The sequence below is a fragment of the Allobosea sp. P5_A5 genome, assembly GCF_056400625.1.
In genome coordinates this window covers 201,588-224,461 of record NZ_JBFUKY010000001.1, presented here as the reverse complement: position 1 = coordinate 224,461, position 22,874 = coordinate 201,588, and the positions used below count along the sequence as shown (strand labels likewise).

The 22,874-nt window shown below is 67.4% G+C and carries 19 protein-coding genes; 7 read left to right on the top strand and 12 right to left on the bottom strand.

The annotated features are described in order from the left end of the window. Positions 1 to 64 precede the first annotated feature (64 nt). From AC1DR6_RS01100 to AC1DR6_RS01085, 4 genes are read left to right on the top strand one after another with little or no spacing between them, the layout of a single operon-like run. Positions 65 to 1,534, top strand: a complete 1,470-nt coding sequence (locus AC1DR6_RS01100) for an efflux transporter outer membrane subunit (RefSeq protein WP_476827334.1) — start codon at positions 65 to 67, stop codon at positions 1,532 to 1,534. Continuing rightward, entirely contained in the window at positions 1,531 to 2,988 is a 1,458-nt protein-coding gene (locus AC1DR6_RS01095) for an efflux RND transporter periplasmic adaptor subunit (RefSeq protein WP_476827333.1), read from the top strand. Before AC1DR6_RS01100 ends, AC1DR6_RS01095 begins: the two co-directional genes overlap by 4 nt. Before the next feature lie 13 nt (positions 2,989 to 3,001). Further along, on the top strand, positions 3,002 to 6,166 hold the full coding sequence (locus tag AC1DR6_RS01090; RefSeq protein ID WP_476827332.1) for an efflux RND transporter permease subunit: 3,165 nt from the start codon (positions 3,002 to 3,004) through the stop codon (positions 6,164 to 6,166). Beyond that, positions 6,163 to 9,294, top strand: a complete 3,132-nt coding sequence (locus AC1DR6_RS01085; RefSeq protein ID WP_476827331.1) for an efflux RND transporter permease subunit — start codon at positions 6,163 to 6,165, stop codon at positions 9,292 to 9,294. The genes AC1DR6_RS01090 and AC1DR6_RS01085 overlap by 4 nt, the downstream gene beginning before the upstream one ends. A 34-nt stretch (positions 9,295 to 9,328) precedes the next feature. Here the strand turns inward: AC1DR6_RS01085 and AC1DR6_RS01080 are convergent, their stop codons facing one another. From AC1DR6_RS01080 to AC1DR6_RS01050, 7 genes are all read right to left on the bottom strand, one after another. Then, a complete protein-coding gene (locus AC1DR6_RS01080) occupies positions 9,329 to 9,973 on the bottom strand; it encodes an amino acid ABC transporter permease (protein ID WP_476827330.1) in 645 nt (214 codons plus the stop codon). Positions 9,974 to 9,984: 11 nt separating this feature from the next. Further along, positions 9,985 to 10,647 carry an amino acid ABC transporter permease gene (locus AC1DR6_RS01075; protein WP_476827329.1) on the bottom strand — a complete coding sequence of 221 codons (663 nt, stop codon included), beginning with the start codon at positions 10,645 to 10,647 and terminating at the stop codon, positions 9,985 to 9,987. A 28-nt stretch (positions 10,648 to 10,675) separates the two neighbouring features. Next, positions 10,676 to 11,503 carry an aldo/keto reductase gene (locus AC1DR6_RS01070; RefSeq protein WP_476827328.1) on the bottom strand — a complete coding sequence of 276 codons (828 nt, stop codon included), beginning with the start codon at positions 11,501 to 11,503 and terminating at the stop codon, positions 10,676 to 10,678. Then, the gene (gene aroQ, locus AC1DR6_RS01065) at positions 11,500 to 11,934 is read right to left on the bottom strand and encodes a type II 3-dehydroquinate dehydratase (RefSeq protein WP_476827327.1); all 435 of its coding nucleotides are present in this window, start codon (positions 11,932 to 11,934) and stop codon (positions 11,500 to 11,502) included. The genes AC1DR6_RS01070 and aroQ overlap by 4 nt, the downstream gene beginning before the upstream one ends. Positions 11,935 to 12,027: 93 nt before the next feature. Beyond that, on the bottom strand, positions 12,028 to 12,858 hold the full coding sequence (locus tag AC1DR6_RS01060) for a transporter substrate-binding domain-containing protein (protein ID WP_476827326.1): 831 nt from the start codon (positions 12,856 to 12,858) through the stop codon (positions 12,028 to 12,030). Between the two features lie 116 nt (positions 12,859 to 12,974). Beyond that, on the bottom strand, positions 12,975 to 13,868 hold the full coding sequence (locus tag AC1DR6_RS01055; RefSeq protein WP_476827325.1) for an NAD-dependent epimerase/dehydratase family protein: 894 nt from the start codon (positions 13,866 to 13,868) through the stop codon (positions 12,975 to 12,977). After that, entirely contained in the window at positions 13,865 to 14,599 is a 735-nt protein-coding gene (locus tag AC1DR6_RS01050; RefSeq protein ID WP_476827324.1) for a hypothetical protein, read from the bottom strand. The genes AC1DR6_RS01055 and AC1DR6_RS01050 overlap by 4 nt, the downstream gene beginning before the upstream one ends. A 155-nt stretch (positions 14,600 to 14,754) precedes the next feature. On the opposite strand from AC1DR6_RS01050, the gene AC1DR6_RS01045 reads away from it, so the two are divergent. From AC1DR6_RS01045 to AC1DR6_RS01035, 3 genes are read left to right on the top strand one after another with little or no spacing between them, the layout of a single operon-like run. Next, positions 14,755 to 15,495, top strand: a complete 741-nt coding sequence (locus tag AC1DR6_RS01045) for an SDR family NAD(P)-dependent oxidoreductase (RefSeq protein WP_476827323.1) — start codon at positions 14,755 to 14,757, stop codon at positions 15,493 to 15,495. Between the two features lie 9 nt (positions 15,496 to 15,504). Continuing rightward, positions 15,505 to 16,314, top strand: coding sequence for a sugar phosphate isomerase/epimerase family protein (locus tag AC1DR6_RS01040; protein WP_476827322.1), 810 nt, complete (start codon positions 15,505 to 15,507; stop codon positions 16,312 to 16,314). A gap of 48 nt (positions 16,315 to 16,362) precedes the next feature. Further along, a complete protein-coding gene (locus tag AC1DR6_RS01035) occupies positions 16,363 to 17,073 on the top strand; it encodes a GntR family transcriptional regulator (RefSeq protein ID WP_476827321.1) in 711 nt (236 codons plus the stop codon). A gap of 24 nt (positions 17,074 to 17,097) precedes the next feature. Here AC1DR6_RS01035 and AC1DR6_RS01030 read toward each other — a convergent pair whose 3' ends face one another. From AC1DR6_RS01030 to AC1DR6_RS01010, 5 genes are read right to left on the bottom strand one after another with little or no spacing between them, the layout of a single operon-like run. After that, positions 17,098 to 17,952 (bottom strand): sugar phosphate isomerase/epimerase family protein, encoded by an 855-nt coding sequence (locus AC1DR6_RS01030; RefSeq protein ID WP_476827320.1) that lies wholly within the window; start codon positions 17,950 to 17,952, stop codon positions 17,098 to 17,100. 13 nt (positions 17,953 to 17,965) lie between these two features. Then, a complete protein-coding gene (locus tag AC1DR6_RS01025; RefSeq protein WP_476827319.1) occupies positions 17,966 to 18,580 on the bottom strand; it encodes an NIPSNAP family protein in 615 nt (204 codons plus the stop codon). An 18-nt stretch (positions 18,581 to 18,598) separates the two neighbouring features. Next, positions 18,599 to 20,314 carry an FAD-dependent oxidoreductase gene (locus AC1DR6_RS01020; RefSeq protein WP_476827318.1) on the bottom strand — a complete coding sequence of 572 codons (1,716 nt, stop codon included), beginning with the start codon at positions 20,312 to 20,314 and terminating at the stop codon, positions 18,599 to 18,601. Then, positions 20,314 to 22,053 (bottom strand): FAD-dependent oxidoreductase, encoded by a 1,740-nt coding sequence (locus AC1DR6_RS01015; RefSeq protein ID WP_476827317.1) that lies wholly within the window; start codon positions 22,051 to 22,053, stop codon positions 20,314 to 20,316. The genes AC1DR6_RS01020 and AC1DR6_RS01015 overlap by 1 nt, the downstream gene beginning before the upstream one ends. Further along, complete coding sequence (locus AC1DR6_RS01010) at positions 22,053 to 22,859, bottom strand: shikimate dehydrogenase family protein (protein WP_476827316.1); 807 nt, start codon at positions 22,857 to 22,859, stop codon at positions 22,053 to 22,055. The genes AC1DR6_RS01015 and AC1DR6_RS01010 overlap by 1 nt, the downstream gene beginning before the upstream one ends. Between the last annotated feature and the right edge of the window lie 15 nt (positions 22,860 to 22,874).

The window sequence follows — 22,874 nt, the reverse complement described above, 5'->3', positions numbered from 1 at the left end:
AGCGGCATCGGTCGCGCAGTCCGCGTCCTGGATCGGAATGGGCGGGTGGATGGTGCCGGGCGATATGCGTGATCCTGCCCGGCCCGGAGCGCGTTCCTCATGGCTTCGCCTTTCATCCGCGGCGGCGCTCGCGCTTGGGCTCGGCGCCTGCCTGCCGGCCGAGCAGCGCCCTGATCTCGGTGTGTCCGTCACCCCCGGCTTTGCCGCAGGCGAACACCGGCCCGCATCCGCCGTATCGCCGCAATGGCCGCGCCTGTTTCGCTCGGTCGAGCTGAACCGGCTGGTCGAACGGACTGGGGGCGAGAACTTCGACATCGCCGCCGCAATCGCCCGCATTCGCCAGGCCGACGCGCAATCGCGCATCTCGGCTGCATCCCTCTACCCGACGCTGAGCGGGTCGGGCGACACCTCGCGCTCCTTGAGGCCGGGCACGCTGAGCTCCCGGCGCGGCCCTTTCAACGAAAGCGTCGGCAACCAGTTCAGCCTTGGGCTTTCGGCGAGTTACGAACTCGACTTCTGGGGTCGCAACCGCGCGGGCGCCGATGCCGGACGCCTGGCCGCCGAAGCAACGCGCTTCGACCGCGATGTGGTGGCGCTGACGGCCGTCTCGAACGTCGTCACGACCTATTTCCAGGTCCTTGCCGCGCAGGACCGGCTGCGCATCGCGCAGGAGAACATCGCCGGCGCCGAGCGTGTCCTGAAGGCGATCCGCGCGCGGCTCGATGTCGGCACCGCGACGCAGCTCGACCTCGCGCAGCAGGAGAGCGTGCTGGCGCAGCAGCGGGCGAGCGTGCCGCCGCTCGAACTTGCCTCCCGACAGGCGAAGGTAACGCTGGCGATCCTGGTCGGCGACACGCCTGCCGCCGTTTCGATCAAGGGCGGCAGCCTGAACGCGCTCGCCGTGCCCGCCGTGCGGCCCGGCCTGCCCTCGCAACTCCTCCAGCGCCGGCCCGATATCGCCGAGGCCGAGACGCGCCTGACCGCGCAGGAGGCGACGCTCTATGCCGCCCGCGCCGCGCTTTTCCCCAGCGTCACGCTGACCGGCCAGGGCGGGCTCGAAAGCGCCGTGCTGAAGAACCTGCTGCGACCGGACGCGGTGTTCGCCTCGGCCGCCGCCGGCCTCGTGCAGCCAATCCTCGACGGCGGGCGGTTGCGGGCCCAGATCGAACTCGAGCGGGGCACGGCCGACGAACTGATCGCGACCTACCGCAGGACCGTCGTCAGCGCTTTCGCGGATGTCGAGAACGCCTTGATCGCGATTCAGGAGAACACCCGCCATGAGCGCCTTCAGGCCGAGACGGTCGCATCCGCGCGGCGCGCCTACGCCATCACCGAGCAGCGCTTGCGTGAGGGCACGATCGACATCGTCACGCTGCTGAACACGCAGCAGACGCTGTTTTCGGCGCAGGATCAGCTTTCGCAGGTCAAGCTGCAGAAGCTCACCGCCTATGTCGACCTGTTCAAGGCATTGGGCGGCGGCTGGACACCGGCCGACCGGCAGGCGGCGATTCTCGACACGGATGCGGCGCGATGAAGCGGCTCCTCATCCTCCTGATCGTGGCCGGCGCCGCCGCCTGGGGCTGGCACAGCTACAATGGCGGCTGGTGGCCGGGCAGCGGCGAGACCGTCGCCGGCGCGCAGCAGGGCCAGGGACGCGGCGGGCGGCGTGGCCGCGCCGGTGGCAACGAAGGGCCGATCCCTGTCATCGCGACGCCCGCCCGCTTCGCCGACGTGCCCGTTACGGCCGATGCGGTCGGCACGATCCAGGCGCTGAACACCGTCACCGTGCGGACCCAGGCCGATGGCCGCCTGCTGGAGATCGTCTTCAAGGACGGGCAGGATGTGAAGAAGGGCGACATCCTCGCCAAGGTCGATCCGGCCACCTATCAGGCGCAATACGACCAGACCGTCGCCAAGAAGGCGCAGGACGAGGCGCAGCTCGCCAATGCCCGCGCCGATCTCGAGCGTTATGCCAAGCTGGCCCAGACCGATTACGGCTCCCGCCAGCAGGCCGATACCCAGCGCGCCACGGTCGCGCAGCTGGAAGCGCAGGTCCGCTCCGACCAGGCGGCGATCGACAACGCCAAGGCGATCCTCGACTACACCACGATCCGGGCGCCGATCGACGGACGCCTCGGCATCCGTCAGGTCGACCAGGGCAATATCGTGCGCGCCTCCGACTCGGGCGGGCTTGTCGTGATCACCCAGCTGAAGCCGATCGCGCTGATCTTCAACCTGCCGCAACAGCAGCTTCGCGCGGTGAGCGCCGCCGTGGCACGCGGGCCTGTCGAGGTCGACGCGCTCGATTCCGACGGCACCACGATCATCGACAAGGGGGTGGTCGAGGTCATCGACAACGTCGTCGATCAGACCACCGGCACGATCAAGGTCAAGGCGCGCTTCCCCAACGACCGTCTGCAGCTCTGGCCGGGACAGTTCGTCAATGTCCGCGTCTTCGTCGACACGCTGAAGCAGGCCATCGTGGCGCCGACCGCCGCGATCCAGCGCGGGCCAAACGGCGCTTACGTCTTCGTCGTCAGCGACGACGAGACGGTGCGGCAGGTGACGGTCACGGTCGGCCAGCAGGACGAGACATCGGCCGTAATCACGGCTGGCGTTACGCCGCCCGACAGGCTGGTCACCACCGGTTTCGCGCGGCTGACCGACAAGTCGAGAGTGACGGTCACGACGCCCGAGCAGGCCGCGCAGCCCGCAGCCGCCGCACCTGGCCGCCGCGGCGCGCGCGAGCCGGGACAAGGACAAGCCGGGCGCCGCCAGCGTGAGCCTGCCGCCGGCACGGGTGCAGGCACGACTGCCCCGGCGCAGGACGCCCCGGCCGGTCCCGATGCCGGCACCGGCGCTGCCCGTCCGCGCCGCGACGGCAACGGACAAGGCGGCGGCAACAACCGGGAGGGCGCCCGCCGCGGCAATGCCGGCGCTTCCCCCGGGACCGGATCCGAGGCACAAAGGCCGCAAGCACAGCCATGACAAGGCAGCCGCGATGAGCGTGTCCGCGCCTTTCATCAGCCGCCCGGTCGCGACCTCGCTGCTCGGGATCGCGGTCCTGCTCTGCGGCATCCTGGGCTATCTGCGCCTGCCGGTCTCGGCCCTGCCGCAGGTCGATTTCCCGACGATCCAGATCACCACCCAGCTGCCGGGCGCCAACCCCGAAACCATCGCCTCGCTGGTGACGGCGCCGCTGGAGCGGCAATTCGGCCAGATCCCCTCGCTTTCGACGATGTATTCGCAGAGCTCCTTCGGCTTAAGCCAGGTCACGCTGCAATTCGAACTCGACCGCGACATCGACGCCGCCGCGCAGGATGTGCAGTCGGCGATCAACGCGGCGGGCTCCACCCTGCCGCGAACGCTGCCCTATCCGCCGACCTACGCGAAGATCAACCCGGCCGACGCGCCGATCATGGTGCTGGCGCTGACCTCCGACACGGTTTCGCTGCGCCAGCTCAGCGACCTCGCCGACACGCTGCTCTCGCCGCGCCTCTCCGAGGTTTCCGGCGTCGGTCATGTCTCGATCGAAGGCGGCGTCAGGCCAGCCATCCGCATCCAGGCCGATCTCGCCCGGCTCGCCGCCTATGGGCTTGGCATGGAGGATCTGCGCACCGCGACCGTCAACGCCAACGTCGCCGGCGCCAAGGGCGCGCTTGACGGCAACCACCAAGCCTACACCATCTCCGCCAACGACCAGATCGGCAGCGCCTCGGCCTACCGCGATATCGTCGTGGCCTATCGCAGCGGCGCGCCCGTCTTCCTGCGCGATGTCGCGGTGGTGCTGGAGGACCTCGAAAACAGCCGCGTCGGCGCCTGGTACAAGGGCCGGACGGCTGTCGTCCTCGACGTGATGCGCCAGCCCGGTGCCAATATCGTCACCACCGTCGAGCGGGTGAAGCAGGAGATCCCGCAGCTGCGCAAGGGCATGCCGGCCGGCGTCGAGATTCAGGTGGTGAGCGACCGCACCGAGACCATCCGTGCCTCGATCGCCGACGTGCAGTTCACGCTGATCCTGTCCTGCGCACTGGTCGTGCTGGTCGTCCTGCTGTTTCTGCGCACGGTCCGCGCCACCATCATCGCTGGCGTCACCCTGCCGCTCTCGCTGATCGCGACCTTCGCGGTGATGTGGCTGGCAGGGTTCAGCCTCGACAACCTCTCGCTGATGGCTCTGACCATCGGCACCGGCTTCGTCGTCGACGATGCGATCGTGATGATCGAGAACATCGTCCGCAACATGGAGCAGGGCAAGAAGCCCTTGCAGGCCGCCTATGACGGCGCTCGCGAGATCGGCTTCACCGTGATCTCGCTGACCGTCTCGCTGGTCGCGGTTTTCATCCCCCTGCTGTTCATGACCGGCCTCGTCGGCCGCATGTTCCGCGAATTCGCGCTGACGCTGACCATCGCCGTCGTCGTCTCGGCCGTCGTCTCGCTGACGCTGACGCCGATGATGTGCGCCCGCCTGCTGCGCCACCATACGGGCGAGCGCGAGAACTGGCTGATGCGCGCCGCCGAATGGCCGATCTCGGCGATGGCGCGGATGTACGAGGTCACGCTCGGCTGGGCCTTGAGGGCGCGCGGTCTGGTGCTGCTGGCCAGCGTCCTGACGTTCGCGCTGACCATCTGGATGTATATCGGCATTCCCAAGGGCTTCCTGCCGAGCCAGGACACCGGGCTGCTCAATGTCGTGCTGGAATCCTCGGCCGACGTCTCCTTCGGCGAGATGAAGCGGCTGCAGGACAAGGTGACGGAGGCCTTCGAGCGCGACGGCGAGGTCACCGGTGTCGTCTCGGTGCTCGGCATCGGCCAGGCCAACGCCACCCTCAACACAGCGCGCCTGACCGTGACCTTGCGGCCGAAGGGCGAGCGTCGCGACGATGCGGCGACGATCGCCGAGCGTCTGCGCGCCGTGGCGACGACGATCCCCGGAGTCAGCGCCTATGTCCAGCCGGTGCAGGACATCCAGATCACCACCCGCGCCAGCCGCTCGCAGTATCAGTACACGCTGACCGGCGCCGACCAGCCCGCCGTGATGGAGTGGGCCGGCAAGCTCTCGGATGCGCTGCGGCGCGAACGCATCGTCCGCAACGTCGCCAACGAAACTCAGGATGGCGGCCTGCGCGCCCATGTCGAGATCGACCGCGCCAAGGCGGGGCGCCTCGGCGTCTCGATCCAGGCGATCGACGACACGCTCTACGACGCCTTCGGCCAGCGCCAGATCGCGACGATCTACGAGCAGTCAAACCAGTACCGCGTCATCCTGGAGGCCGCGCCGCAATATCTGCGCGATCCCTCCTCGCTGTCGAAGCTCTACGTCACCGGCAACACCAACACGCAGGGCCAGACCAACACGGCCGGAAACACCACCGTGACGCAAAACAGCGTGCAGGTGCCGCTCTCCTCCTTCACCCGGCTGATCCGCGAGACCGCGCCGCTCTCCATCGCGCATCAGGAGCAGTTCCCCGCTGCCACCGTCTCCTTCGATCTCGCGCCGGGCGAGGCGCTGGGCGACGCGGTGACGTTGATCGCCTCGGTCGAGCGCGAGATCGGCATGCCGAGTTCGATTTCCGGCGCGTTCAGTGCCGATGCCGCCGAATTCAATCGTTCGCTCGCCAACCAGCCCTGGCTGATTCTGGCTGCGATCGTGACGATCTACCTCGTGCTCGGCGTGCTCTACGAAAGCTACATCCACCCCTTCACGATCCTGACGACGCTGCCCTCCGCCGGTGTCGGGGCGCTGCTGGCGCTGATCGTGACCGGTCGCGAACTCTCCATCGTGGCGTTGATCGGCATCATCCTGCTGATGGGCATCGTCAAAAAGAACGCGATCATGATGATCGACTTTGCGTTGGACGCAGAGCGCAACGAGGGCCTCCCGCCGGAGGAAGCCATCGTCAAGGCCTGCCTGCTGCGCTTCCGGCCGATCATGATGACGACCCTTGCCGCTTTGCTCGGCGCCCTGCCGCTGGCTTTGGCGACAGGCACTGGAAGCGAGCTGCGCCAGCCGCTCGGCATCACCATCGTCGGCGGCCTGCTGCTGAGCCAGTTGCTGACGCTTTACACCACCCCGGTGATCTACCTCGCCCTGGAGAATCTGCGCCGGCGGTGGGGCGGCGGACGCGACGGCGTCGTCCCGTATCCGGAACCGGAGGCGGCCGAATGAGCGAGCCGGCCCGCCAAAGCGGGGATCAGGGCTGGAAGACCGCGCGCGGGCTCTCGGACGCCTTCATCCTGCGTCCGGTCGGCACGACACTGATGGCGATCGGCCTCTTCCTCGTCGGCATGGTCGCCTATGTCTTTCTGCCGGTGGCGAGCCTGCCGAGCGTCGATTTCCCGACCATCCGCGTCTTCGCCAGCCGCCCCGGGGCTGACCCGGCGACGATGGCCGGCAGCGTCGCGGCCCCGCTCGAACGCCGTCTGGGTTCGATCCCCGGCGTGACCGAGATCACCTCGACGAGTTCGCTCGGCTCGACCTCGATCGTGCTGCAATTCGACCTGACGCGGAATACCGACAGCGCGGCGCGCGACGTGCAGGCCGCGCTGAATGCGGCCGCAACCGACCTGCCCGGCGATTTGCCGACGCTGCCGCAGTTCCGCAAGGCGAACCCCAACGCCTCGCCGATCCTGATCCTGGCGCTGACCTCGGACACGATGACGCCGAGCGCGATGTACGACGCGGCCGACACCATCATCGCCCAGCGCATCTCCCAGGTGGAAGGCATCGGCGAGGTCACGGTCGCAGGCGCCGAGCAGCCGGCGATCCGCGTGCGCGTCGATCCCGCCCAGCTCGCCGCCATGGGCCTGAGCCTCGACACGATCCGCACCGCCATCGTCAACGCCAACACCGTCTCCGCCGTCGGCTCCTTCGATGGCGGGCGCCTCAGCGAGACCTTGTCCGCCAACAACCAGATCCGCGAGCCCGAGGATTACGGCAATATCGTCGTGCGCTCGGCCAAGGGCACCGTGGTGCGCCTGGGCGATGTCGCGGTCGTCGAGCGCGGCGTCCGCAACAGCCGCGCCGCCGGCTGGTACAACGGCAAGCCCGCGATCCTGATCACCATGACGAAACAGGCCGACGCCAACGTCATCGACACCGTCGACCGGGTGAAGGCGCTGCTGCCGGAAATCCAGAAATGGGTGCCCGCCGGCATCCAGTTCTCGATCATGTCGGACCGCACGGTGACGATCCGCGCCTCGATCGCCGATATCCAGCACACGCTGATGATCTCGATCGTGCTGGTGATGCTGGTCGTCTTCGTCTTCCTGCGCCGGGCGACGCTGACGATGGCCGCCGGCGTTACCGTGCCGCTCTCGATCGCCGGCACCTTCATCGCGATGTGGCTCGCAGGCTTCACCCTCGACAATCTCTCGCTGATGGCGGTGACGATCTCGGTCGGCTTCGTCGTCGACGATGCCATCGTGATGATCGAGAACATCGAGCGCAGCGTCGCGCGCGGCCTCTCGCCCTTGCGCGCAGCGCTGCTCGGCGCCGGCCAGATCGGCTTCACCGTCGTCTCGATTTCACTGTCACTGATCGCGGCGTTCATTCCATTGTTCTTCATGGACGGCGTCGCAGGGCGCTTCTTCCGCGAATTCACGCTGACGCTGACCTTTGCGATCCTGGTCTCCACGGTCGTCTCGCTCAGCGTCACGCCGATGATCTGCGCGCATTTTTTGAAAGGTGGCCCGCATCGCGAGACCCGTTTCGACCGCGCCGTCGAGCGGGTCCTGTCCGCCATGAGCGGGTTCTATGCGCGCACGCTGCGCGTGGCGCTGCGTTACAGCTGGGCGATGCTGATCGTGATGGCAGCGACATTGGCCCTGACTGTGCAGATGTTCATCGCAGCGCCGAAGGGCTATTTTCCTCAGGACGACACCGGCCTGATCATCGGCTTCACCCAGGCTTCGACCGACGTTTCCTTCCCGGCGATGATGCAGCTTCAGCAGCAAGGCGCGGCGATCGTCTCCTCGGACCCGGCGGTGTTCGGCGTCGCTTCCTTCATTGGCGGCGGCGGTTCGGTGAATACCGGGCGCTTCTTCGTCAGCCTGAAGCCGCCCGACGAGCGCGGCGTCAGCTCGGCGCAGGTCGTCGCCCGGTTGCGCGGCCAGCTCGGCTCCATCCCCGGCGTGCGCATCTTCCTGACGCCGATTCAGGATGTCCGCGCCGGCGGCCGGCAGGGCCGCTCGCAATACCAGTTCACGTTGTGGGACCCGAACCTTCCCGAGTTGGAGGAGTGGGTGCCCAAGGTGCTGGAGCGTCTGCGCACCTTGCCCGAGCTCGTCGATGTCTCGACCGACCGCGAACAGGGCGGCCTCCAGGCCAATGTCGTCATTGACCGTAACAAGGCCTCCCAATTCGGCGTCGCGATCCAGGACATCGACAACGTCCTGTCCGACGCGTTCAGCCAGCGCCAGATCTCGACGATCTACGGCGCGCGCAACCAGTACCGCGTCGTGCTGGAGATCGACCCCGCCCGCAGCCGCGACCCCGGCGACATCCTCGACCTGCACGTGCCGGGCCGCAACGGCGCGCAGGTGCCGATGCGTAGTGTGGTCAAGGTCGAGCGCGGCACGGCGCCGCTTGTCATCAACCATCAGGGCCCGTTCCCGGCGGTGACGATCACCTACGACCTTTCTCCCGGCACCGGCATTCAGGAGGCCAGCGACGCGGTCGTGGCGGCAGTTGAAGGGCTGCATATGCCGGCCTCATTGAGGGCGGAGTTCGCTGGCGATGCCAAGGCTTTCACGCAAGGCGCCGGCGGCCAGGGCATCATGATCCTGGTCGCGATCCTCGCCGTCTACATCATCCTCGGCGTGCTCTATGAGAGCCTGATCCACCCGGTCACGATCATCTCGACCCTGCCTTCGGCGGGGCTCGGCGCCCTGATCGCGCTGCGGGTCGCCGGCGCCGATCTGACCATCATCGCCTTCATCGGCATCATCCTGCTGATTGGCATCGTCAAGAAGAACGGCATCATGCTGGTGGATTTTGCCATCGGCGCCGAACGCCAGCGCGGCTTGCCCTCACGCGAGGCGATCTTCGAGGCTTGCCTCGAACGCTTCCGGCCGATCCTGATGACGACGCTCTCGGCGATGCTCGGTGCTGTCCCGCTGATGATCGCCACAGGACCGGGCGCCGAGCTGCGCCGCCCGCTCGGCATCACCATCGTCGGCGGGCTGATCCTGAGCCAGATTCTGACGCTCTACACCACGCCGATCATCTATCTCTGGATGAGCAAGCTCAAGCGCAAGCCGCGGGCTGAAGCGGTATTGCCGGCGCCGGCCGAGTGACGACCCAAGTGAAGGCCAAAGTGACAGGCAAGGCTCAGCGCGCGTTGCTGGCCGCCATCCTGCGCTCGAGCCGCCGTCCATAGAGCGAAAGCGGCCAGCACATCGCGAAATAGATCGCGCCGACAGCCCCGAAGACGAGGATCGGCTTGTAGATCTGGTTCGAGACGATGGTGCCGGCGCGAGTCAGCTCGATGAAGCCGACGATGGCGGCCAGCGACGTGCCCTTCAGCAACTGGACGAGAAAGCCGACCGTCGCCGGCAAGGACAGCCGGAAGGCCTGCGGCAGCACGATATCGACCAGCAGGCTGTGGGCCGGCAGCGAAAGCGCCTTGGCCGCCTCGATCTGGCCGCGCGGCACCGCCTGAATCGCACCGCGCCAGATTTCGCCGAGAAAGGCGGAGGCATGGGCCGTCAACGCGACGGAGACAGCGGCCCAGGCCGGGAAATCAAACCCGATCAAGGGGAGGCCGAAATAGGCGACGAAGACCTGCATGAGCAGCGGCGTTCCCTGGAACAATCCGATCCAGCCGATCGCGGGGATGCGCAGCCATTTGCTCTCCGAGACGCGAGCCAGCGCCACCAGCATCCCGAAGCTGATGCCCCCGGCAAAGCCGATGACCGTCAGATAGAGTGTCCAGGTCAGGCCCTGGAGCAGGTAGCTGAATTCGGCCACGCCCATCGCCAGCCTCCTCAGCGCGTCGGATAGCTGAAGGCGCGCCGGCCGATCGCCGCCAGGCACCACATCGTGCCGAGCGAGATCACCAGATAGATGCCGGTCAGGGTGAAATAGACCTCGAAGCTGCGGAAGGTCTCCGCCTCGATCCGCTGGCCGACGGAGGTCAGTTCATAGGCCGAGATCGAGGTGCAGATCGCGGTGGTCAGCGTCAGCAGGATGAACTGGCTCGCCAGCGAGGGATAGATCGCCCGCAGCGCGGGTTTCAGCACGATCAGCCGGAAGACCTGGCGCTTATGCAGCCCGAGCGCGAGGCCGGCCTCGGTCTGCCCCTTCGGGATGCTCTCGACCCCGCCCCGGATGATCTCGATGGCATAGGCCCCGCCATTGAGGCCAAGCGCCAGGATCGCGGTCACCGTCGGGTTGAGCCGAACACCCGCAAGCGGCAGCGCAAAGAACAGGAAGAAGATCTGCACTAGAAAGGGCGTGTTGCGCACGATCTCGATGAAGGCGTTCACCATCAGCGCCGGCGCCTTGAGGCGACTGCGCAGGATCGCGACGCCGAGCACGCCGACGACCATCGCGATCGCCATGCCCGAGAAAGCCAGGAAAAGCGTGCCGAACATGCCCAGCAGCAGCGGCTGCCAGGCATCCGTCACCACGCTGAAATCAAGCTTCATGCCGCTGCCCCGGCAAGGACGGGCGCGTTCATGCGTCCCAATCCGGCGACCAGCCGAAGCTCGAATAGCGCTCGCCCCGCGCCAGGGCATGGATCGCCTGCATCTCGGCCGCCGAAAGCTCGAAGTCGAAGATATCGAGGTTTTCGCGCAGATTGTCCGGCCGTCGCGAGCGCGGGATCGCCCCCACATTCTCCTGCTGGATCAGCCAGCGCAGCGTCACCTGGCCGGCGCTCTTGCCATGCTTGCGGCCGATCGTGGTCAGTTCCTCGGAGTCGAAGACCTTGCCGCGCGCGATCGGCTGATAGGCGTTCAGCAGCATGCCCGCGCGGCTCATACGGGCGAGCAGCTTCTGCTGCGACAGGAAGGGATGATACTCGATCTGGTTGCAGAACAGATCGGCCTTGTGGACATCGAGCGCCTCGTCGAGCAAGGCGAGCGTAAAGTTGCTGACCCCGATGAGCCTGGTGCGTCCCTTCGCCTTTTCATCCGCGAAGGCAGCCAGCGTCTCGCCAAGCGGGATCGTCTTCGACGGCCAGTGCACCAGCAGAAGGTCGACCTGCTCGAGCTGAAGCCGCTCGAGGCTTTCCCCGACACGCCGCGCAACCGTTTCCGGCTCGAGCTGGTCGAACCAGATCTTCGTGGTGACGAAGAGGTCGCCGCGCGGCACGCCAGCGGCCCGGATCGCGCGACCGACCTCGGCCTCGTTACCGTAGCGGATCGCCGTGTCGATCTGGCGGTAGCCGATTTCGATCGCAGTGCGGATCGCGGTCTCGCCCTCGGGCCCGGTCAGCTCGAAGGTGCCGAGGCCCAGTGCCGGAATGCTTTCGCCGCGGATGGTCTTGGTCGTTCCGCTCATCGCGTCATCTCCGCCATGGCGCGCAGCGCCAGCCGGTAGCCATAGGCGCCGAAGCCGGCCATGACGGCGGTCGCGGTCTTCGAGACCAGCGAGTTGTGATAGATCGCCTCGCGCTGATGGACATTCGAGATGTGCAGCTCGATCTTGGGTTTGTCGAACGTCTTCAGCGCGTCGAGAATCGCGATCGAGGTAAAGGTATAGGCGGCCGGGTTGATGATGATCCCGGCGGCGTCCTTCCGCGCGGCATGGATCGCCTCGATGATCTCGCCTTCGAAATTCGACTGGCGGAAGTCGATGGCGAGGCCGAGTTCGGCGGCTTCGCTTTCGCACCAGCCCCTGATCTCGTCCAGCGTGGTGGAGCCGTAGATCGCGGGCTCGCGCTGGCCGAGCAGGTTCAGGTTCGGCCCGTTCAGGATGAATATCTTGCGCATTGTGGATCTCGGCGGGTGAAGGCAGGACGCCGGCCGCACCATGCGGGCGGCGTCCTCAGGGCTTCGGAGCGGGTGGCGAGGATAGACCGCGCCTTACTTCGCCGTGAAGGGCACGCCCTCGACCGCAGCCGGGAAGCTCGGCAGCGGCTGGCCCAGCCATTTCTGGCTGATCTTCTCGAGGCGGCCGTCGGCGGCCGCCTTGTCGATGAACTGGTTCAGCCAGTTATTCATATTGGCATCGCCGAGCTTGGTGCAGATGCCCTGCCATTGCTCGTTGAAGACGAGCTTCTGCTCGTAATCATTGCCGGGCGCGGCCTTGTTGAGGTTGATGATGTAGGTCGTGTTCCCGCCGATGGCGTCGACCTGGCCCGAAACCAGCGCCTGCATCGTCGAACTGTCGTCGTCGAAGCGGCGGATGTTGGGGATGTCGCCGAGCAGTGTGGTGATCGCCTTGTCCTGAGCCGCGCCGCGCGGCACGCCGATGCGCAAGGCCTTGGCGTCCTCGATCTTCTCGATCTTGTTCTTCTTGCTCGAGAGCAGCACGATCTTCAGCCCCGAATAGGGCTTGGAGAACTGCACCGCCTTGGCGCGATCAGGATACATGCCCATCACCGCCATCTGCACATCGACCTTGTTGGTCAGCAGGTTCGGGATGCGGGCGGCGACGGCGTTGGGCACGAACTCAACCTTGACGCCGAGCTCTTCGCCGATCAGCCGGCCGACATCGACGTCATAGCCGATGTTCTGGCCACTGGAATCGATCGAGCCCCAGGGCGCCTGCTCGCCCATCACGCCGATGCGGATGACGCCAGCCTTCTTGACCTTCTCGAGGGTCTGGGCCTCGGCGCCGTTCAGCATGGCCAGGAGGCCAAGCCCCGCCACCATGGCGACCGCGACGGCACGCATTGAAAATCTGCCTGACATGGGTTCCTCCTCCGGATGATGTTTTGCCGGCTTCTGCAGACCGGTTCTGGATGTCGGGAGCCTGGGGGCTGCCCGGTCGATCAAGACCCGCGCACAAAGCGCGGGCCGTGGTGGTTTCAGGCGGCGCGGTAATGCGCCACCGTCTGCGCGATGCCATCCCGCAGGGGCGTGCGCGGCAGCGGGCCGAGCAATCCCGCGAAAGGCGTCTCGCTGATCGTGGACGCCATCGGCACGGCAGGTCCGGCGATCTCGATCCGGGCCTCCGGAACCTGCGCGACGATCGCCGCCACGACCTCGCCGACATCGGCGCTGCCGCCGCCGAGCGAGAACGCATGTGCGCCCTCGAAGGGCGTCGTCGCGGCCGCGGTGAACGCCGCTGCCACGTCGCCGACGAAGACGAGATCTTGCACTCCGGAATAGCCGATCATGTAAGGCCGACCCGCGACCGCTTCCCGACAGGCCAGCGTCGGCCCGGCGGTGAGCCCGCTTTCGCGCCCCGGCCCGTAGACGATGGTCGGGCGAAAGCCGATGCTGGCGATGCCATGGTCGAGCCAATAGGCGCGTGCACACCCCTCGCAGGCCAGTTTGAAGACGCCGTAATGCGTGACCGGAAGCGGAGTGGCGCCGTCATCCGGCCCGAACACCGCCGCGCTTGAGGCATAGACGACGCGGCGGATGCCGGCCGCCCTTGCCGCCTCGAACACGTTGAGCGTGCCGATCAGATTGACCTGAGCGCCTAGCACAGGGTCGCCCTTGCAGGCCGGCGTCAGCAACGCCGCAAGGTGGATCACCGCATCGCAGCCGCGCAATGCCGCCTCGACAGCCGGGCCGTCGGTGACATCGCCCGCCAGCCATTCCGCCGCATCGGCTTGGGGGCCGGCGATTTCCCTGATGACGCGGCGATCGCCGGAGCGGTCGAAGATCCGCACGGCATGGCCGCCCGCACTGAGCGCTTTCACGATCCAGCCGCCGAGGAAGCCGCCACCGCCCGTGATCAGGATGCGGCTCATGCCACCCCCCGCATGTCTGCCCCGCCCCGCGTGTCTGCCACGGCCCGCATGTCGTCGTCGGTCAGGCTGAATGCCGCCTCGTAGAGATCGAGCAGCGGTGCCGCGAGTGCCCTGGTTTCGGCCGCCAGCCGCGTCGCCTCTGGCAGCGCTTGTTCGAGGCCGGCGCGGGAACCTCCCTCGATCAGCAGCACCGCATCGAAGCCCTTCTCAGCCATGGCACTGCGCAATTCCGTCTCGCGGGTCCGCACGCCGGAGACTTCGTTGCGTGCCAAACCGAGATGGACGCAGGCGACACCTGGCAGAGCAAGTACGGCGTCGACGAGCGCCTGGGCGCCAAGTCGCAGTGCGGCCGCTTTGTCGGGCGAGGTAAAATCGAAGCGCAACGTCGCCATGCAGCCGCCATCGCCAGTGCCCGCACTGGCCACCCGGTCGCAGGCGACACGCAGGAAATTCTGGAAACTCGGCGCGATGGCTGTGGTCCAAGGCGTGGGATCGTTCAACCGCGCGAGATACGCGTCCGACCGGAACGTCTCGACCTGGTCAGCCGCATAGATCGTCCCGAAGACATAGCGCGCGGCTGCGGGGGCATGCAGGCGCTTGCCCGTCCGGAATCCCGGAATTGAGAGACGCTCGGGCATGTGCTCGCGCGTGTGCCATTCGAGATAGGCCTCATGCCCGCCCTCGGCGATATCGTGCCAGATCGCGAGAAAAGCCGAACCTTTCAATCCCATAACCGCCTGCCTGTGCACTGCGCCTTGCTTGCCGCCTGTATTCGGCCGCTTGACAAGGAGCGCGTTTCCTCTCCATCTAACCTACTAGAATGTTAGTATGTCGGGCAAGTCAAGAGCCTCGCAAATGTGGGCTCTGACTTCGGGAGAGAAGCCTCATGCAGACCGTCGAACCCCAGCGCGTTGCCATCGTCACCGGCGGCGCGGGAGGCCTCGGCTTCCCCATCGCTCAGCGGCTGGCCGCCAAGGGACACAAGGTCGCGATCTGGGATATCGACGGCGCCCGTGCCGAGGCTGCCGCGGCAATGCTTCCCGGTGCGAAAGGCTATGCGGTGGACGTCACCGATGCCGCGGCGGTCGGCGCCGCGACGGCCCGTGTCGTGGGCGATCTGGGGCCGCTCGGCATTCTCATTACTTGCGCCGGCCATAATGGGCCGCTCGCGCCCTTCGCCGAGTATCCGAGCGAGGGCTGGCGCTTCGTGATGTCGCTCAATCTCGACGCCGTGTTTCACTGCTGCCAGGCCGCCGTCCGCGAAATGCTGAAGACCGGCTATGGCCGCATCGTTAATCTGGCTTCCATCGCCGGCAAGGAGGGCAACCCCAACGCCGTCGCCTATTCGGCCTCCAAGGCCGGCGTCATCGGCCTGACCAAGTCGATCGGCAAGGAGCTGGCGACGACGCCAATCCGGGTGAACTGCGTCACGCCCGCCGCGATCGAAACCGAGATGCTGCAGCAGCTTACCCCGGAATTCCGCGCCTTTGTCACAGCGAAGATCCCGGTCGGGCGGCTGGGCCAGCCCGACGAGGTCGCGGCGTTGGTGAGTTGGCTCGCCTCGGAGGAGTGCTCCTTCTCGACCGGCGCCGTCTTCGACGTTTCCGGCGGCCGCGCGACCTATTGAGGCGATAGGATGCACCGCCGACACCGTCTTTCGCTGGCTTTCCTCACCGTCCAGGGCTGTCCGCCGGTGGAACATGTCCGCTGCGCCGCAGAGGCCGGATATGACAGCGCGGGCCTGCGGCTGATCGCGCCGCTCGGGCTCGATCTGGCGCATCCCATCGTCGGCGACAAACCGCTGATCCGCGAGATCAAGGCCGTCGCCGGCGATCTCGGCGTGACCTTCCTCGACGGAGAGGTCTTCACCCTCCGGCCCGGGACCGATATCGAGCCCTGGCTGCCGGTGATCGAGACGGCTGCCGAGTTCGGCATGCCGCTGATGCAGATCACCTCCGAGGATCCGGAACCGGCGCGCGCCGCCGATACTCTCGGCCGTATCGCGGATATCGCGGGCGGGCACGGAATCGCGATCGCCATCGAGTTCATGCGCTGGCGTGCGGCAGCGACGATCGAGGATGCGGCGAGGCTCGCCGAGGCATCGGGCCGCGCCAATGTCGGAATCCTGCTCGACGCGCTGCACCTCTCGCGCTCCGGCGGCTCGCCGGCTGCTGTCGCCGCGCTGAAGCGGCATGTCCTCTATGTGCAGATCTGCGACGCGCCGGCAGCCCAGCCCGCCGACGACACCGCCTGTATCGCGGAGGCGCGCGCCGGCCGCATGATCCCTGGAGAAGGCGAACTCTGGCTCGGCGAGGTGATGAACGCCCTTCCCGCCGACATTGCGATCAGCGTCGAAACCCCTCATCGGGGCGACGACCGGTTGAGCTTTGTGGAAAAAGCCCGCCGGGGCCTCATGGGCACGCGCCATTTCCTCGATTCGCTCTAGGCTCGTACAAGGAGCCATGAGCGGCGGCTGGCAGGGAGGCGGGACGCGGTGAGTGCCAGACAGCGCGGAGGCCTGACACTGCGCGTGACCGAGAGGTTGCGCCGCGCCATCCTCGACGGCGAGGTCGAACTCGGCGACGCCCTCTCCGAGGACAAGCTTGCGACGCGGCTCGGCGTCAGCCGCAGCCCGGTGCATGAGGCGCTGACCGCGCTGGAGCAGCAGGGCCTGATCGACATCAGGCCGCAGCGCGGCAGCTTCGTCTTCCTGCCGACGCAGGAGGATATCGAGAAGCTCTGCGTGTTCCGCCGCATGATCGAGACGGAGGCGCTGAGCCTGTCGATGAAGCGAGAGCGCACCGCCACCCTCGACGCGCTGAAGACCGCGGCCCACGACATGCAGGCTGCCGTCGAGGCCGGGGATAAGCTGCGCTGCGCCCATGCCGACACAGCCTTCCATGAGGCGCCGATCGAAAACAGCGGCAACGGCTACCTGATCGACGCCTACAAGCTGGTCTCCGGAAAGGTCTCGGCGTTGCGCTCGCACCGCTCCACGGAGCCGATCCGCAACGCCGCCAGCAGCGAGCACTTCACCATCATCGCAAGACTGGAGGCCGGCGATCTGCCTGGCGCCCTGGGGGAGCTGTCGAACCATATCTTGAAGATGGCGCGGCGCTATGGCGTCGAGCCCGCATCGGCCCGCCCCGTCGGTAACCGCGCGCAGCGCAGCGCCTCGCTGGAGCATCTGGTCCCTCTGGATTGAGGACCGGCCGCCGCGCCTTGGCCCTCATCCCAGCCTGACCGCCTGGCGCAGGGAGGCGCCTGAAGCCACGGCGGCGTCTCGCTGGATCAAGGTGGCCTTCGTCGCTTCAAGCGCCTGCCGCGACCATTCCCGCACGCCAAGCGCCGCCGCACGCTCGATATGCGGCACCTCGACGCTGATCGGCAGATCGACCGGCAGTTGCGCGAAGATGCCGACGAGATCGATGCCGCCCTCGCCCGGCAGCAGCCGTGCCTGACGAGCAGTATGGATCAGACCCTCATCCGTCGCCGGAATCTCACTAGGCGCGTCGCAGAGCTGCGCATAGCTCAGGAGGCTTTCGGGGATCGCCGCGATATCGGCCAGCGACGTGCGCGACCGGCCGGCATGCAGCGCATCGACCAGAATGCGGCCATTGGGCTGGTTTGCGGCCTTGACGATCCGTAGCGCGGCGTTGGCATCCGGGACCATCGTCCACGGCATGAATTCCAGATCGGCGGTGAGCCCGTAAGGCGCCGCCGCCTCGCAGAAAGCGGCGAAGGAAGCCGTCAGCCGCGCCTCGTCGGGATCGTCGCCTGCGACGAGGATCGCCCGTGCCCGCAGCTCCCCGCAAAGCTCGAGGAAAGGCTGGTAGCGCTCCACCGCGAAACCTGAATCGAGCCTGACGATCTCGACATCGAAGACCGGAACGCCCGAACCGAGCGCTCGCAGCGTCTCGGCGCGCAGACCGGCATTCTTGATCAGGGGGCTGGCTTCACCACCCGGTGTCGCCGGCAGCGCCCGCAGCCCGACGGCATCGTAGCCGACCTCGGTCGCGGTCCGGATCGCTTCGGGCGGCGACAACTGCACGGTGGTGAGATAGGCGAGCGAGAATTCGGGCATGGCCGTGCCTCCGTCAGGACAGCGGCGAGATCGCGGTAGGCAGCGCGATCATCGACATCATCTCGCCGGTCAGCCATTGCGGCCCGCCCTTCGGCGGCCAGATGCCCTTGGCGACGGACTCGGCGCGCACCTCGGCGCGCTGGTTCATGCTCTCGAACGGCCAGATGTGGGTGAAGCGCGGCGGCCCGTCGAGCGCATACATCGCGATGACCAGCGGCGAGAGCTTGACCCGTTCGGGGATCGCTGCCTCCCATGCCGCGATCGTCGCGGGCACGCCGCCATGCTTCAGCTTGTAGGTCCGGAACTCATAGACCGCGCCGTAGCGGCCGGGCTTGATCGGCGGCAGGAACGGAAACGGCGCATAGCTGTCGAAGTCGAGCGCCGCGATATCTTCGCCGCAGCCGAACGGATTGCCGTTCGCCAGCATGCGCTCGCGCTCGGTCCGCAACGCCGCCTCGTCGGGGAAGCCGCGCAGCAGGATGATCTGGTTCAGCATGCCGATTTCGCTCGCCCAGCACCCCAGCAATTGCCCCTTGGCATCGCCCGACTTGAACGCCGCGTCGATGGCGGCGACAGCCGTGCCGGCCTTGCCGAGACGAAGGGTGAGGGTCGCGATTTCGTAGCGCATGAAGCGTCTCCGTTTCGGTCAGGATTTGTTGTTGGCCAGCGGCACGCCGCTGGCGTGATGGGCGGCGACGTAGCCGAAGGTCATCGCCGGCCCGAGCGTGATGCCGCCGGCGGGATAACGCCCCGCCATCATGCTCGACATGTCGTTGCCCACAGCATAGAGGCCGCCGATCGGCGCGTTATCCTCATCAAGCACGCGGGCCTGCTCATCGGTGCGTAAGCCGGCAAAGGTGCCGAGACTGCCGGGCACGATCTTCACCGCATAGAACGGCCCGCGCCGGATCGGCGCGACACACGGGTTGGGCTGGTTTTCGGGATCGCCCTGCACCCGGTTGTAGAGCGTGTTTCCGCGCCCGAACTCTGGATCGCACCCATCGGCGGCATCGCGGTTATACGCCGCGAGCGCTTCGCCGAACCCGTCGGGATCGATGCCGCATGCTTCGGCCAGCGCAGCCGGCGTATCGCCGCGCTTGAGATAGCCGTTGGCCAGCCAGGGCGTGATCGGGAAGGGGCGCGGCCGGACGCGGCCCAGCCCGTAACGGCGTAGGAAGGCATGGTCGCAGATCAGCCACGCTTCGGCGGTCTCGCCCTCCGGCGTCGCGGAAAACAGCGCCCGCATGACGTCTTGATAGGAATCGGCCTCGTTGCAGAAGCGGCGGCCGTCTCGGCGCACCATGATCAGGCCGGGTTTCGCCCGCTCGACCAGATGCGGGAACCGCCCGATGGTCCCGTCAGGTCTCGGCACCAGCGAGACGGGCGACCAGGCGCCTGCATCGCTAAGCGCCGGCCCAAGATGCCCGCCGGCCGCCTCGCCCAGCCGGATGCCATCGCCGGTGTTGGCGCACGGCGCGGCGGAGAAATGCTCGCGGCCCGTCGGCGCATGCGCGAAGAGCCTGGCCTTGCGGGCATTGTCATGCGGAAAGCCGCCCGTCGCCAGCACAACGCCGCGCCTCGCGCGAACCATCCGTCGCACGCCGTCGTTCAATACAGCGCCGACGACAAGGCCCTCCTCGCACAGCAGTTCGACCGCCGACGTGCCCTTGCGCAAGGTGACGCCGAGATCGTCGGCCGACTTCAGCAGCCGGGCGGCCAGCGCATTGCCGTTGACGAGATGCAGGCCGCGTCCATGCAGAGCACGCTCGAAGACATGCCGGGCGAGCCGCCGCAGCACATGCAGGAAGGATGGCAGCTTGCGCGTGGCATTGAGGAAATGCCTGAGATCGGCACCGGAGGCGATGTTCATGCCGAACGGCGAGACCTCGGCCAAGGGCGAGCGAAGATCGGCCAGACGAGCGCCAAGCCGCCGCCCGTCGAACGGCTTCGCACTAAGCGAACGACCGCCGATGCCTGCTCCAGGGCTGTTGCCGTGAAAATCGGGTATCAGGTTGCCGTCGATGAAATCGACCGCCGTTTCCCTCTGGAAGAACGAGACCATGCGCGGCCCCTGCTGCAGCAGCATGGTGACGAAGCGCTCGTCATAGCCCTCGCCAAGCTCGTGGCGCAGATAGGTGCGGATGGTCTCCTCGTCCTCGTCGATACCCGCAGCCCGGGCCAGCGGATTGCGCGGGAGCCACATCCAGCCGCCGGACCAGGCCGTCGTGCCGCCGAACCAGCGCTCCTTCTCGACCACCAGGACATCGAGCCCCAGCGCCGCCGCCGTCACCGCGGCCGACAGGCCGCCGGCGCCGGAGCCGATGACGAGAAGGTCGCAGGTTTCGGGCAGCCGCTCGGACATCAGGCGGCCTGCCCCGTCTTCGTGGCCTTAGCCCGGCCGAGCGCGTGACGTACCGCACACCAGGCGAAGGTGATGGCGGGGCCGATGGTGATGCCCGGCCCCGGATAGGTGCCGCCCATAATCGAATTGGCTTCGTTGCCGCAGGCATAGAGCCGCCCGATCGGCCGGCCGCCCTCGCCCAGCACCTGCGCGTTCTCGTCGATGACGAGCCCGGTTGCCGCGCCGATATCGCCCGGCACCAGCTTCACCGCATAGAACGGTGCGGTCGCGATCGGCCCCAGCGTCGGGTTCGGCAGGCCGCGCGAGGCATCGCCGTTGACGCGGTGATAGTCGGTGGTGCCCCGTCCGAATTCGGGATCGACGCCGGTCTTGGCGTAAGCGTTCATCTTCGCCACCGTCTCGGCCAGCGCATCGGCCGGCACGCCCATCCTGCCGGCCAACTCCGTGACGCTCGCGCCTTCGAGCAGATAGCCATCGCCGAGGAAGGGTTTCAGGTCGCGAGTGCCCATCCGGACCATGCCGAGCCCATAGCGGCGCAGGCCCTCGGCATCGGTGACGATCCAGCAGGGTATGGTCGGCCGCGTCCGGTTGGCCTCGAACATGGCGCGCGCGAAGCGATGATAGGAGGTCGATTCATTGACGAAGCGCTGCCCCGTTTGGTCGACGCAGACGGTGCCGGGTTTGCTGCGGTCGAGCACGAAATGCGGGAAGACCGCGGTGGTGCCGTCCGGCCGCTTCCGCGTCGAGACCGGCGCCCAATAGGCATTGTCGAGATTGCCCTCGCCGAGACGCGCGCCAAGGTTCAGGGCAAGGTCCTGCATCAAGCCGGTATGGCCGGGCGCCGAGGGGCTGAGCGACGGCACCGGCTCGTTCAGCATCTCGCCGCGCCGCTGCGGATGGCGGTTGAAGCCGCCCGCCGCCAGCACGACGCCGCGCTTCGCCTTGATCTCCGCCCGGAACCCGTTCTGCTCGACGACCACCCCAGTGACGCCATCCGGTCCAGCGGGCAGGTCGATAATCTCGGCCTGCGTCAGGATGCGCCCGCCCCGCCTCTTCAGCGTCAGGAGCAGTCCCCCGATCAGCGCATTGCCCATCACCAGCCGCGTGCCGCGCTTGCCCCGCATGCGGTCGAGCCCGTAGCGCCCGAGGATGCCGGCGGCGTGCCGGAACGATTTCAGCGATGTCTTGAGGTTGAGGAGATGGCCGATATCGGTCCGGTCGATCATCATACCGCCGAACAGGGTGAATTCGGGAATGGGCGGCCGGATGCGGTTCAGGTCCTCGCCCAGCGCTCGCCCGTCGAACGGCACAGGCTCGAGCGCACGCCCGCGCATAGTCGAACCCTCGACATCGGATTCGTAGTCCGGATGCGTCGCATAGGGCCGGAAATGCACGTCGCTCTTGCTCTCCAGCGTGGCGATGGCTTGCGGGGCGGCGCGCAGGAACGACTCGCGCAAGGCGGCGGAGGAATGGTTGCCGACGACGCCGTCGAGGAAGCGCGCCGCCTTCTCCACGCTGTCCCCGGTCGCGACCGTCTCGGCGTGCTGCGAGTTCGGCACCCAGGTCGTGGCCGCCGAAAGCGCGCTGGTTCCACCGACGAATTCCGTCCGCTCGATCACCAGCACCGAGCAGCCCTCGATGGCGGCGAAGACCGCAGCCGACAGGCCGGCGGCGCCTGAGCCGACGACGACGAGGTCGAATTCCGGCGCCTCGCCTAGCGCTTTCAGCGTCGTGAACATCAGCCCATCCGCTCGCCGGCGAGCAGGAAATCGACCATCGCGCTCTGCAGCGCCTGGTACATGTCGCTGCCCGTCGAGGTCCTGCAGCCGCGCTTGCGAGCAGCCTCGATCAGCGGCGAGATCACCGGCACGGTGATGACGCAGCCGACGAAGGTATCGGACGAAAGCTTCTCGACCTCGACCGGCAACGGGTCGCCCGGCTTCATGCCGGCGGGCGAGGCATTGGCGATGAGGTCGAAGCCGGTCGGATCGGGGGAGCCGGCAAAGATTTTTGCCTTGGCCTTACGGTTCAGCCGCTCGACCAGCGTGTCCCGGCGCGTGACATCTGCATCATGGATCGCGAGTTCGGCAACGCCGGCATCAACCAGCGCCAGCGCGATCGCCGAGCCCGCCCCGCCTGCGCCGACCAGCAGCGCGCGCTTGCCGGCGGGGTCGCCGCCATTGGCCTTGACCGCACCGACGAAACCAACGCCATCCACGGCCTCGCCATGCCAGCCGCCATCCTTGCGGCGGCGCATAATGTTGACTGCGCCGAGGAAGTCGCCGCGTTCGGTCGCGCTGGCGCAGTGGCCGTGGCAGGCGAATTTATGCGGCACGGTGACGATGATGCCGTCGCAATTCGGCATCTTGTCGAAGGCGCCCAGCACCGTCTCGAGATCGGCCGGCGCGACCCGGACCGGCACGACGATGCCATCATGGCCGCGCTCGGCGAAGGCGGCCGTCATCCCGCCCGGCGACTTCACCTGCGCGATCGGGTCGCCGACGATGACGTTGAGGCGTGTCGCCCCGGTGAGGTTGAAGTCCATCGCCATCTCCTGTGG